The organism is Micromonospora sp. NPDC051227, assembly GCF_044455385.1.
Lineage (GTDB): Bacteria > Actinomycetota > Actinomycetes > Mycobacteriales > Micromonosporaceae > Micromonospora.
Genome location: NZ_JBITET010000004.1, coordinates 129,753 through 141,614, shown reverse-complemented (window position 1 = coordinate 141,614; position 11,862 = coordinate 129,753). Strand labels below are relative to the sequence as shown.

The 11,862-nt window shown below is 70.8% G+C and carries 9 protein-coding genes; 8 read left to right on the top strand and 1 reads right to left on the bottom strand.

The genetic code is table 11. The features are described 5' to 3' along the window. Nucleotides 1-44 precede the first annotated feature (44 nt). The 7 genes from ACIA47_RS12055 (at nucleotide 45) to ACIA47_RS12025 (ending at nucleotide 8,542) form a co-directional block, all read left to right on the top strand. Nucleotides 45-359: a hypothetical protein gene (locus tag ACIA47_RS12055; protein WP_074315118.1), complete on the top strand. Its 315-nt coding sequence runs from the start codon at nucleotides 45-47 to the stop codon at nucleotides 357-359. A 13-nt stretch (nucleotides 360-372) separates the two neighbouring features. Further along, nucleotides 373-735, top strand: a complete 363-nt coding sequence (locus tag ACIA47_RS12050) for a hypothetical protein (RefSeq protein ID WP_053654782.1) — start codon at nucleotides 373-375, stop codon at nucleotides 733-735. 70 nt (nucleotides 736-805) lie between these two features. Then, nucleotides 806-4,246 (top strand): ATP-binding protein, encoded by a 3,441-nt coding sequence (locus tag ACIA47_RS12045; RefSeq protein WP_396707531.1) that lies wholly within the window; start codon nucleotides 806-808, stop codon nucleotides 4,244-4,246. 1 nt (nucleotide 4,247) lies between these two features. Beyond that, nucleotides 4,248-6,200: an MFS transporter gene (locus tag ACIA47_RS12040; protein ID WP_396707529.1), complete on the top strand. Its 1,953-nt coding sequence runs from the start codon at nucleotides 4,248-4,250 to the stop codon at nucleotides 6,198-6,200. A gap of 5 nt (nucleotides 6,201-6,205) precedes the next feature. Beyond that, the gene (locus ACIA47_RS12035) at nucleotides 6,206-6,754 is read left to right on the top strand and encodes a hypothetical protein (protein ID WP_396707527.1); all 549 of its coding nucleotides are present in this window, start codon (nucleotides 6,206-6,208) and stop codon (nucleotides 6,752-6,754) included. Next, a complete protein-coding gene (locus ACIA47_RS12030; protein WP_396707525.1) occupies nucleotides 6,751-7,929 on the top strand; it encodes a M23 family metallopeptidase in 1,179 nt (392 codons plus the stop codon). Before ACIA47_RS12035 ends, ACIA47_RS12030 begins: the two co-directional genes overlap by 4 nt. A 13-nt stretch (nucleotides 7,930-7,942) precedes the next feature. Beyond that, the gene (locus ACIA47_RS12025; protein WP_396707523.1) at nucleotides 7,943-8,542 is read left to right on the top strand and encodes a hypothetical protein; all 600 of its coding nucleotides are present in this window, start codon (nucleotides 7,943-7,945) and stop codon (nucleotides 8,540-8,542) included. Nucleotides 8,543-8,545: 3 nt separating this feature from the next. Here ACIA47_RS12025 and ACIA47_RS12020 read toward each other — a convergent pair whose 3' ends face one another. Beyond that, nucleotides 8,546-8,989, bottom strand: a complete 444-nt coding sequence (locus ACIA47_RS12020) for a hypothetical protein (RefSeq protein ID WP_238411090.1) — start codon at nucleotides 8,987-8,989, stop codon at nucleotides 8,546-8,548. Between the two features lie 306 nt (nucleotides 8,990-9,295). On the opposite strand from ACIA47_RS12020, the gene ACIA47_RS12015 reads away from it, so the two are divergent. Further along, nucleotides 9,296-11,857 (top strand): FtsK/SpoIIIE domain-containing protein, encoded by a 2,562-nt coding sequence (locus tag ACIA47_RS12015; protein ID WP_396707521.1) that lies wholly within the window; start codon nucleotides 9,296-9,298, stop codon nucleotides 11,855-11,857. Nucleotides 11,858-11,862 lie beyond the last annotated feature (5 nt).

The window sequence follows — 11,862 nt, the reverse complement described above, 5'->3', positions numbered from 1 at the left end:
TTGCACCGCCGCGGCACCGCCGGCCGCGCTATGGGGAGGTTCCAGTGATCGCCTTCGAGCTCATGGAGACGGCGTCGTCCGGCGTCGCCCACGCGCTCTCCACCCTGGCGTCGACTCCACTCGCGGAGCCGGCACCGAAGGGGATCGACACCAACAGTGTCGTCACCTTCTTCGCCAGCAAGATCGCGCCGATCCTGCTCGCCGTCCTGGGCGTCATCTTCATCGGCCGTGCCAGCCGAGGCGAGATCTCCAAGGTGCTGACCAGCTCCGCGATCGCCATCGTCGGGCTCGCCTTCATCGCTGGCGCGGCAACACTCTTCTTCGTCGGCGATTACCTGATCGACCTGATCTTCGAATAGGCGCGTTCACCAGATGCGGCTGCGCACCGACGACGACATCTACCGGGCCCGCCTGGTCTACCTCGGGCCGCCCGGTTACACCCTTCCGGTCCACCTGCCCTACGCCCAGTACGGGCTCTTCATGCTGCTGGTCCCCCTCTACATGTTCATCCACTGGCTGTTCACGTTGACGGTCGAGCTCTTCCCAGCCTGGGAGATCGCGCTCGCCATCGTGACCACGTCGTTCATCTTCCGGCACGTCGACCCCGATCGGCCGGCGCGGGTGGTCATCCGCACCGCGCTGACCGACTGGCGACGCACCCGGGAGCCGGCGGTCGAGCAGCGCGATCCGCGCCTGGTCGGCAGCCGGATCAGGATTCGGGAGGAGCTGGCATGACCGGACGTACGTCGAACGGTCCGTCGCAGGACGCGGGCATGGGTCTGCCGACGGTCGCCGAGGCGATCGCATGAGCCGCTCCTCCACGCCGGGCTCCCCGGCTGGCCGCCCGGGCGCACCGGTCGGTCACCGTTCGCACTCATTCGACTACACCGAGGACGAGGACGAGGTTGCCCCCGACCCCGCGCTGGTGACGTCGCCCGGCCACGGTGCCGTCGGCGTGTTCCAGGCACCCCGACCGGTTCCCCGCCGGACGCCACCGGCCGAGCCGACCGCCGTGTCGGCGGGCGAGAACGCCGACATCGATTCCCCCTTCCTGGACCTCTTCGGCGGCGGGGGACGACCCCCCGCCTCGCCACGGGCCGTCACCGCCGGCCCGAGCACCCGGGAGCAGCCGGCGATCCCACATCAGCCGCCATCCACCGCCAGCCCGGCACCAGCCCGCGCGGTTCCCGAGTTCGAGCCACCGTGGACGCCGGCCGACCCGTCCGGCAACGGCGGCCGACCCGTCGAGCCACGGCACGGAGGCGGCCACCCGGCCAGCGAGTCCCGGGTGCCGCACCAGGCCGGCGATCGACGGCCGATGCTGCGTCCGCCGGACGAGCCCGATCCTTCCACCGGCGGCGGGTCGCCGACGGCGACCACCGGTTCCGTCCGCCGACCCGCCAACACCGTGCCGGGCGGCCGCCCCACAGCGGCGTCGCCGACCCGACCGGCGGCTCAAGCGCCATCCCAGCCGACGGCCGCCGCCAGCCGGTCCACGGCCCCCTCGGAGCAACCGGCAATGATCACGGCTGCGGATCGGCCAGCTCTCGAACCCGCGCCGCGCCGGGCCACCGACTCGGATCGGCCCAGGAGCACCGGCAAGGAGATCGCCGCACCCCGACAGCGCACGGCGAGCCGACCGGACCGACCGATCAAGCCGACCCGGGTTCGCGCTCCAAAGATCAAATTCGGGGATCGGGATCCGTCGGTCGAACTGGCCATCACCGAGATCGCCGGCCACCTCACGTTCACGCCGAACACCGTCACCGCCTGGTACTGGCTGCCCGAGGTCCGCTGGGCGTTCCGGCCGGACGCCGAGCGCGAGGCGCTGCTGTCGGCGATCTCCGAGCAGTACGCCGGCCTGGCCGGCTTCCGCCTGCATCTGCGCCGCACCACCCGGCCGTTCCCCGCCGACGAGTGGGCGCGCACGATCGACACGCACACTTCGGCGCCGCTGCCCGACGTCCCCGGCACCACCGGCTGGGCCGACCACCTGGTCGCCGCCCAACGCCACCTGATGGCGGTCAACCACGCCGAGGGCCAGACCTACCTGGGTGTCACCTTCGCCCGGCGTTCCCTCGGCGACTCGCTCACCGAGCGGCTGCTGCGCACCTTCGGCCGGGGCACCGCCGATGGGGAACGCCGCAAGCTGGGCCGCACCGTGGAACAGTTCGACGAGGTGCTCGGGGCGTTCGGCATGCGCGGCCGGCGGGTCACCGCCCAGGAGCTGGAATGGCTGCTCTACCGCTCGGTGGCGCTGTGCATGTCGCCGCCGAGCACCCTCTCCCCCGTCACCGACGGGCGCTGGGAGCGCGGCGACCTGCTCGCCATGACCGAGCAGGTAGAGCGCTACCGCACCCCGTACGGCTCGACGGTCAAGCTGGTCAACCGGATGACCGGCGAGGAGCGGCACGTGGCCGTGCTCGCGGTCGGCCGGATGGAGCCTCTGGAGATCCCGGAACGACACGAGCCCTGGCTGCACTTCCACGAGCGGCTGCCCTGGCCGATGGAAATCTCCACCCGGGTCGACATCCTCGGCTCCGGCGACTCCTTCCGCAATCTCGAACACCGGCTGCGGATGATCCGCTCGCAACAGCTCGACTACGCCGAACACGGCATCGACGCGCCCCCGGAGCTGGAGCGACTGGCCAAGCGCGCCCTGGTGATCGGCGACGAGATGACCACCGGCCTGCCGGTGGACTCGGCCCGTGCGCACGGCTGGCACCGGATCGCGGTCGGCGGCCGCACCAGGGAGGAATGCCTGGAGCGGGCCCGCCGTCTCATCCAGCTCTACTCCCGGGAGCTGCGCGTCTCGCTGCAGCACCCGAAGAACCAGGACTGGCTGGCCCGCGAGTTCATCCCCGGCGAACCGATCGCCAACACCGGCTACGTGCGTCGCATGCCGGTGCCGTTGCTCGCCGCCGCGCTCCCCCAGGCCGCATCCAACGTGGGCGACCGGCGGGGCGACCTGATCGGCCGAACCGCCGGCACCTGCCGCCGCCCGGTCTTCCTCGATCTGCACTTCCCCATGGAGGTCCGGGAACGCTCCGGGCTCGCGGTCTTCGTCGCCGAACCGGGCGGTGGCAAGTCGACCCTGCTCGGCGCCCTGGGCTACCTGGCCGCCCGCCGAGGTGTCCAGGTGACCCTGCTCGACCCGTCCGGCCCGTTGGCCCGCCTCTGCGCGATGCCCGAGCTGCGGCCGTACTCCCGGGTGTTGAACCTGACCGGCTCGGAGCACGGCACCCTGGCGCCCTACTCGCTCATCCCGACGCCGCTGCGCTCAGAGTTCGGCAGCGGGGCCGCCGGTGACCGGGAGTTCGAGATCGCGGTCTCCAACGCCCGAGCCGAGCGGCGAATGCTGGTCCAGGACATCTGCATGATGCTCGTCCCGCCGCAGGTGGCCAGGGAGGCGTCGACCGCCACCCTCTTCCGGCACGCCGTCCGCCAGGTCCCCGCCGAGGAGACCTCCACCCTGGACGACGTGGTGAGCTGCCTCGGGCGGCTCGACGACGACGCCGGCAAGGAACTGGCCAACCTCCTGCTGGACACCGCCGAGATGCCACTGGCCATGCTCTTCTTCGGCCGACCGCCGGAAGGGCTGCTCGGTGCCGACGCGGCACTCACCGTGATCACCATGGCCGGGCTACGGTTGCCCGACCTCAAGATCGAACGCGAGTACTGGTCGGCCGAGGAAGCACTGGCCCTGCCGATGCTGCACACCGCGCACCGGCTCGCCGTCCGGCGCTGCTACGGCGGATCGATGTCATCCCGCAAACTCGTCGGCCTCGACGAGGCGCACTTCATGGAAGGCTGGCGGTCCGGGCGCTCCTTCCTGGTCCGGCTCGCCCGCGACTCCCGCAAGTGGAACCTGGCCGCACTGGTCGCCTCCCAGAACCCCCGTGACATCCTCGGCCTCGACGTGCAGAACCTCGTCTCCACCGTCTTCGTCGGCCGCATCGCCGAGGACGCCGAGATCGCCTCCGAAGCGCTACGGCTGCTGCGGGTGCCGGTCAACGACGGGTACGAGGCCACCCTGGCCTCACTCTCCGCCGCCGACACCAGCTCGTCCAGCCGGCTCGGCTTCCGCGAGTTCGTGATGCGCGACGTCGACGGCCGGGTGCAGAAGGTCCGAGTCGACGTCTCGTACGTCGAAGGGCTGCTGGACCACCTCGACACGACGCCCGCCGCGATCGCCGCGGCTGCCGGAGTCCTGCCGAGCATCCCCCTGCCGGATCTGGAGGCGTGACATGGCTAGGGCCTGGGCAAGGACCGTGTCGTTCCTGCTCGCCCTTGGCGTACTGGCCGGGGCCACCCTCACCTGGCCGCTGATCGGCGCGGAGGCCGCAGCCGCCGCACCGCCCACCGCCCAGGCCCGCGCCGACCTCTGCACGACCGCGGAATGGCAAGCCGACTTCCGCACCTGCGTGAGGAAGCTAGAAGCGGTCGCCGACGACCAGGTCACTTGCCGCAACGCACCGACACCGGGTACGCCGGACTCCGGGCTCGCCGGTTGGTTCGCCGCCGCGCCCCCGACCGAGGCCGCAAATGGAGTAGCTGGTCGGTACAGCCTCTATGGCTACGGTGGCTACAGCTATAACACCTATGACATCGACGGTGGCTGCGCCTCAAGCGTGCTTCATCCGGACTACAAGTTCACCACGACGATTGCCAATGGTGAGTTCATGGCCGCCACAGCGATCATCGGCGCATCAAATGCGCTCAGAGAACGCGCCTGGGACCCCGGTTCCATGTGGGGATGGGCTGACCCGCTTGTCGAACAGGCGACCAAGGCCGTGTACCAGAAGGTGTTCAGCGTCTTCGGCATCGTCACCCTGTGTGTGGTGGGACTTTACCTACTTTGGCGGTCCCGCCAGTCAGACATGAGCAACGCGATGACCACTGCGGGCTGGGCACTGCTGGTGATGGTCGCGGTCACGGCATTAGCCGCTTGGCCGGTCAAGTCAGCGAACATCGCCGACGGCGCCCTTGTCACCAGTCTCGGAGTCGTGCATGACGCCGTTGGGCCGCAGGCGAAGGAGCCGGACCCAGGGCGATGCATCGATCCTGATCGCTGCAAGGACCTACGAGCCCCTGCCGTCCGAGCCAGCGACACCGCTACCGAGACAATGCTCTACCGGAACTGGCTCCGCGGCGTACTAGGTTCAGCAGAGAGCGAGACCGCGCTCAAATACGGCCCCGCACTCTACGATGCAAAATCTTTGACGTGGGGTGAGGCCAAGTCGATGCGCGCCAGCTCGGCGGCCCGAGACGCGACGATCAAGGCCAAGCAGCAGCAGTGGGCCCGGGTGGCGCAGCAGATTAAGGCCGAAGATCCAGAGGCGTATGAATACCTCCAAGGTGTACGCGATATGGACCGGGTTGGCGCAGGGTTCATCGCCGTGCTCGCGGCCCTACTCTTTGCAATGTTCGACCTGACCGCGTCGCTACTGGTCCTGCTGGGTTTCCTGATCTTCCGGTGGGCGGTGATCGCAGCACCCATCCTGGGCACCGTCGGTCTACTGCGGCCGGCCAGCGCCGGTCTGCGGCGGTTGGCGAACGCCGTGGTCGCCGCGCTGTTCAACATCGCCATCTTCGGCACCGGGGCCGCCATCTACCTGTTCGCCGTCGACCTGATCATGAGTACCCCCACCATGCCGGGCTGGCTTCAGGTGGTGCTGGTGTGGCTCTGCGGGGTGGTCGGATGGCTGTTGCTGCGGCCGTACCGGCGGATCACGCAACTCGGCGGCAAGGACAGCAGCGAAGCGGTCAGTTCGGCTGGGTCCTGGCACCGCCGGTTCTTCCGCGACATGCGTACCGCCGCACGGCTGGACGTAGCCGAGCCGGGCGGCACCGCCGAGCCGGTGGGCGGACGTCGACGGTCGCCCGACGCAACGCAGACCCGGCTACGTCCCGAGGCGCGGCGGGAGGACCCGGCTCCGGTGCCGACCGCTGCGGCGGCCGAGGGCCGGCGCGCGGACACGGTGCGCCCCGACGGTCGAGAGCGACCCGACGAGGCGCCGGCGGAGGAGGGCAGAGGTCGGAGCCGCCCAACCGCCCCGCAACCCCGACGCCGACAGCCAGCAACCTGGACCGAGCCGGACGTTCCGGCTGAGAACCCGTCGTTCGTGGTCTACCGCCCGGGCTCCACCGAGCGAGCGCCGGATCGCACCGGACCTCGGGTGCGCTCAGAGGCGAGGTGACGGTGATGCGACGGGCGTTGGAATTCCTCTTCACCCGGGCGCTGCGCTCCCGACTGGGCGTTGCGCTCGCGATCGGGGTGGTGGTCGTCGGTGTGCTCGGGGCGGCCAGGCTGATCTCCAACCCGGGCGATTCAGCCGATGGGTTGAGTAGCCGTCCGAATGGGCCGATCATCACCGTGGACCCGACGGCCGGCGACGACGGTCTGCTCGACAGCGCGACCCCGCCGACACCCGTGACGTCGCCCGGCGCCCGCACGCCCGAACAGACGGCCGACCGCTTCGCCAAGGCCTGGCTGGGCCGTCCCGGAATGACCACCGAAGAGTGGCAGGCTGGTCTACGGCCACTTTCCACGCCGGCGCTCAGGGACAAGTTGACCGGCGCCGAGCCCGAGAGCGTGCCGGCCGAGAAGGTAACCGGTCCGCCAACCATGCGAGAGCGGACCGAGACGTTCGTCGAGTTGCTGCTTCCCCTTGATGCCGGCGGGCTCCGGTTGGAGCTGGTCACCTCCGATGATGGTTGGCTGGTCGACGTTCTGGACTGGGAGCGGCCATGAGCGACGTTGGTAGCGCCAAACTCCGCCGCGGTCCCCTCCGGCTCGGTGTGGTCGCCGCGGTGCTCACCGGAATGCTGTTTCTGCTCTGCTGCACCGGCGGCACCGCGGCGTTCTTCCTCACCGGACTCGGAGGCGACGACGCCGAGAACGGCGACACCATGGCAGGCATGGAGTGCGGGCCGGTCCGAGCGGTGAACATCGCGGGCAAGCTGCCGCGATTCGCCCAGTACGGCGACACCCAGGTCCGGAATGCCGCGATCATCATCAAGGTCGGCCAAGACATGGGTGTGCCCTCGCGAGGTTGGGTGGTCGCCCTCGCCACCGCGATGCAGGAGTCCGCCCTACGCAACCTGGCGAACAGCGGCGTACCCGAGTCCCTGGCCCTGCCACACGAAGGTGTTGGCGCGGACCACGACTCGCTGGGCCTGTTCCAGCAGCGGCCTGGGTGGGGCACGGTCGCCCAGCGGTTGAACCCCGCGTACGCGGCTCGCAAGTTCTACGAGAAGCTCGTCAAGGTGGAGAGTTGGCAACGCCGACCGCTCACCGCGGTCGCGCAGCGGGTGCAGGTCAGCGCATACCCGGACGCGTACGCCAAGCACGAAGAGGTAGCCAGCCGGATAGTGGACGCGCTGGCCGGCGGTGCGGCCCGCACCGTCGAGATCAACGGCAAGGCGGTGTGCAACGCGGCCGAACGCGGTCAGATCGCTGCCTCCGGCTGGACCGCGCCGATCCCCGGTGGAGTCGGCTCCGGTTTCCGCACCGCCAGCCGACCCAGCCACAACGGAGTCGACATCGGCGCGGCCAAGGGCACCGAGATCCGCGCGGCAGCGACCGGTCGGGTGCTGGTTTCGACCTGCGACGAGGATCACCGCGGCCGACAGGACTGCAACGTTGACGGCTTCCCCGGCAAGGGGGGCTGCGGTTGGTTCGTCGACCTGCTGCACGCCGGTGGCTACATCACGCGGTACTGCCACATGGTGGTTCAGCCCTTCGTCAAGAAGGATCAGATCGTGACGGCCGGTCAGGTGATCGGCAAGGTCGGCAGCAGTGGTAACTCCTCCGGCCCGCACCTGCATTTCGAGGTGCACCTGCAGAACAACCGCAACGCGTCCGGCGCGGTGAATCCGGTCCCGTTCATGCGCGAGCGGGGCGCTCCGCTGCGCGCCGCTGAGTGAGGCCATTGCGGTCATGACCGGACCATTGCCCGATCCGTTCGCCGACCAGCCCGACTGGGCACCGCAGCCGCCCCGACCCCTGGCCATCGTTCCCGCGACCGAGCGGGTGGAGTTACGGGGGCAACGGGTGCTGGTCGGGCTGCCCGGGATGGGTTGGCGGGGCGACCTGCGCGCGGACGACCGGGTGGTGCAGAGCGCCCGAACCTACGTGCCGGTGATCCCCGAGCACGAGTGGTACCGGGCCGAAGCAGACCAGGTCGAAGTGTTCGCGCCGCTGGTGCCGCTGGAACGGGTCTGGGTGGAGACCGTCGGCAGCCGACCGGAGGTGGACGCCGCACGTGACAGCGGTATCCGGTTGGTCTCGCTGGACGGCCCGGCACACCGGACCCCCACACCGGTCTTCGAAGCGGACGCGGTCACCGGTCGGCGGGTGGTGCACGTCGAGGGCGGCCTGGAGCACCGCGACCTTCGAGCGGTCACCGAAACCTACTCGGGTTCCGAAGGAGACATCTGCGTGCGAATCACGCCCGAGGTGGAGTGGTACCGCTGGGCCTGGCGCGGCCAGTCACCAACCACCCTGGAAGTGCCAGTCCATTTGTTGTGGATTGAATGAGAGTCAACTAATCCTGGTGCCAGCACATACACGCCATCCGTCCCGGTTATTCAAATCGAACTGCCACGTGTCCGCCAAGCTCTGATGAACTCCGTCAATTGCGGCGCTCCGCCGAATGACAGCGATAACGGTGGCATCGGTGCCGACAGTCTCAGTAACGACGACGTCTTCGATATTGATCGAAAAAGAGACGCCCAGTTCCTGCTCCCGTCCGGCAACGTCCGCAGCGAACTCATCGACCGAGGGGACAGCACCTTCGCAGGTGAACAAATTCGCTCGGTTCGGTTCGCGGGAGACGAGCGTCGCCTGAAGGTAATTGATGACCGCGACGTCCGGCGTGCTGCGGTCCGGCGTCGAGGCGCGGGTGTACCACACGTAGGCCGTTGCGACTCCGCCGAGGCAGAGCAGGGCGAGCACGCCAGCGACGACAGTGAGCACCGTCCGCATCCGGCGGCGGGGCGGCTGCGGTGCCGGTGTTGCCGGGGCGGGCGGCAGCTGCTCCGACGGTGTCCGCTGGGCCGGTACGCGGGAGACCTGGGAACCGGCGGGGGGCTGCACTGATTCCACCTCCTGAAGTTATCGGCTGGACGCCCCGGAGCCAATGCCTCAGATCCAGCGGATCGTGACGGACCCCTCCCCACCGGTGAGATCCACGACAACACCGGCGCAGCGCCGAGGCACCTCCCGGAGGAGGACCGTCGGCTGGGATACCGTCTCTGCTCGGGGAGGGGTTGCCAACCTCGGGTAGAGGGGGTGGACGCGGTGGCCGGTCCGAAGGCTCGCACGAACCGCGCCGCAGCCCTGCACCGTCGGGCGGCTGCCGTCGCGACCGCGGCTGCCGGGATCCTGGACGAGACGCGGCCGGCTCCGGCCGATCAGCGCCGCCAGTACGAGGTGGCCGACCGGTTACGGACGGCTGCGGCCCTGCTGGCGCCGGGCTGGTCGGGCGCGGCACTGGACTCGCTCACGGTGGGCTCGCCGGCCGGTGATGGTCCGCCGCCGTTCGTTCGGGTCGGTACTGCGGCGCCGTTGGACGACGCTCGTTTCCCCGCGTTGGTGCCGCTTGTCGGCACCGGTCACCTCAGCGTGGACGCTGACGCGCGGGAGCCGCGGGTTGCGGGGTTGCTCCGGGCCGTACTTCTGCGGTTGTTGGGTGCGGCACCGGCGGGTGCCCTGCTGATTCGCGCGGTGGATGCCACCGGAGCTGTGCTGACGCCGTTCGGGGCACTCGCGGATGCTGGCCTGTTGCCGCCGCCGGCGGTGGACGTGGCTGGTCTGCGCGCGGTGCTGACCGAGGCGGAGCAGTGGGTGACGCCGGGGGCGAGTGGGCGACGCCGTCACGATCGGACGCTGTTGCTGGTGGTCGCCGCCCTGCCGGAGTCGACCGGCCCGACCGATCTGGCGCGCATCGAGACGTTGGCCGAGCAGGGGCCGGCCGCTGGGCTGCACCTGGTGGTGGCGGGTTGGCCGCCCGCCGGCCCGTACTCGGCCCGGGCACCGCTGCCGCACACCACTTCGCTGGTGCTGCGGAATGCGTACGCGCTGCTCGGCGATCCGCCGGGGGCCTCGTTCGCCGGGCCGGGCGCCGATTCGCCGGGCGGTCTGAACTCGCCGGTCTTCGTCGAGTCGGACCCGCCGGCAGAGCTGGTCGACGCGGTCTGTCGGCGGCTCGCCGAGCAGGTGGAGGCGGGTTCCCGGTTGGCGTTGGGTGCGCTGCTGCCGCCGACGGGCGGGCGACTGTGGGAGTCGGACTCGGCCGAGGGGCTGACCACTACCGTCGGCGATGCCGGGGGCCGGTCGGTGCCGCTGGGCTTCACCGAGTTGACCCCGCACTGGCTGGTGAGTGGCCGTTCCGCAGCGGGCCGGGCGGCGTTCCTGACCACCGCGCTGCTCGGCCTGGCCGCCCGGTACGGCCCGGACGACCTGGCGTTCTACCTGGCGGATCTCGGCGACGGCGAGTCCTTCGTGGAGTTCTTGCAGACTGAGCGGGACCGGTCGTGGGTTCCGCAGGTGCGCGCGGCCGCGATGGCCGCCGACCGGGAGTACGTCCGGGATCTGCTGGACGAGTTGACGGCCGAGGTGCAGCGCCGCACGGAGGCGGGCGCTCGGGCCGGGGGGCAACGTTTCGCGGAGCTGCGTCAGCACCAGCCGCTGCCCCGAATCGTCTGTGTGGTGGACAATGTGCCGCTGCTCTTCGCCGAGCGGGACCGGCTGGCCGCCGAGGTGGCCGCCCAGTTGGACGGGCTGGCCCGGGCGGGTCGGGCGTACGGGGTGCACCTGGTCCTGGCGGGCGCGGGCGAGTTGGGGCTGAGTGCGCGCGCGGATGCTGGGCATCGGGATTCGGTGCTCGGGCAGTTTCCGGTACGGGTGGCGCTGCCGGGTGGCAGCCCAGTGTTGGAGCCGACGAACGACTCGGCGGCCGGTCTGCCGGTGGGCAGCGCGGTGGTGAACACGGCCGGCGGGCTCGGCGGCCCACGGGGTGCGATCCGGGGTCACGAACGGTTGATCCGTCACCCGGACCCGCAGGATCATCCGGAGGTCGTGGAGAAGCTGCGGCACGAGTTGTGGGCGGCCCGACCGGCCGGGTCGGTGCCGCCGGTGGTCTTCGCGGGTTACGCCCGGCCGCTGCTGGGCAACGATCCGCGCCACCGGGCGGCCCTGGCGGGGCAGGCACACGGGCCGGCCGCTCTGCTGGGCCGGGCGGTGGACGTGGCCCGCTCGACGGTCGCCGTGCCGTTGGGGCCGGCGGCCGGGCGCAACCTCGCGGTGTTGGGGTCGGGCACCGCGGCGGGCGGCCTGTTGGCGACGGCGGCGCGGAGCACGTCGGCTCACCACGCACCGGGCAGTGCCCGCTTCCTGGTGACGGCACCGGATCCGGGCGCCCGGGCCCTGGCGGAGGCGTTGACGGCCGATCTGGCGACCCGGCATTCGGCCGAGTTGGTGGATCTGCCGACGCTGCTCGCGGACGCGGCCGACGACCTGCCGAGGTACCTGGTGGTCTTCGGGCTGGACCGGCCAGGTCCTCGGGAGCTGCCGGTGGACCGGCTTCGGTCGCTCCTACGGGACGGGCCGCCGGCGGGGCGGCATCTGCTGGGCTGGTGGCGTGCGGTGCCGCCGTTCGCCGCGTTGTTCGAGCCGGCGGGCGAGGTCGACAAGCTGGCGGCGGTGGCCGTGCTGGACGTGCCGGTCGCGCAGCTCACCGCGGTCTTCGGTCGGCCGGTCGAGTGGCAGGTGCGCCCCGACCGGGCGGTGCTCTGGGACGGCCCGGACGAGCGGGGCACCGTCCTGGTGCCGTTCGCCGACGAGGCCGGCTGATCAGG

Excerpts from the sequence above, each read along its gene's own strand:
- ACIA47_RS12050 (WP_053654782.1), top strand. The coding sequence starts at position 373 with ATGCGGCTGCGCACCGACGACGACATCTACCGGGCCCGCCTGGTCTAC.
- ACIA47_RS12045 (WP_396707531.1), top strand. The coding sequence starts at position 806 with ATGAGCCGCTCCTCCACGCCGGGCTCCCCGGCTGGCCGCCCGGGCGCA.
- ACIA47_RS12040 (WP_396707529.1), top strand. The coding sequence starts at position 4,248 with ATGGCTAGGGCCTGGGCAAGGACCGTGTCGTTCCTGCTCGCCCTTGGC.
- ACIA47_RS12035 (WP_396707527.1), top strand. The coding sequence starts at position 6,206 with ATGCGACGGGCGTTGGAATTCCTCTTCACCCGGGCGCTGCGCTCCCGA.
- ACIA47_RS12030 (WP_396707525.1), top strand. The coding sequence starts at position 6,751 with ATGAGCGACGTTGGTAGCGCCAAACTCCGCCGCGGTCCCCTCCGGCTC.
- ACIA47_RS12025 (WP_396707523.1), top strand. The coding sequence starts at position 7,943 with ATGACCGGACCATTGCCCGATCCGTTCGCCGACCAGCCCGACTGGGCA.
- ACIA47_RS12020 (WP_238411090.1), bottom strand. The coding sequence starts at position 8,989 with ATGCGGACGGTGCTCACTGTCGTCGCTGGCGTGCTCGCCCTGCTCTGC.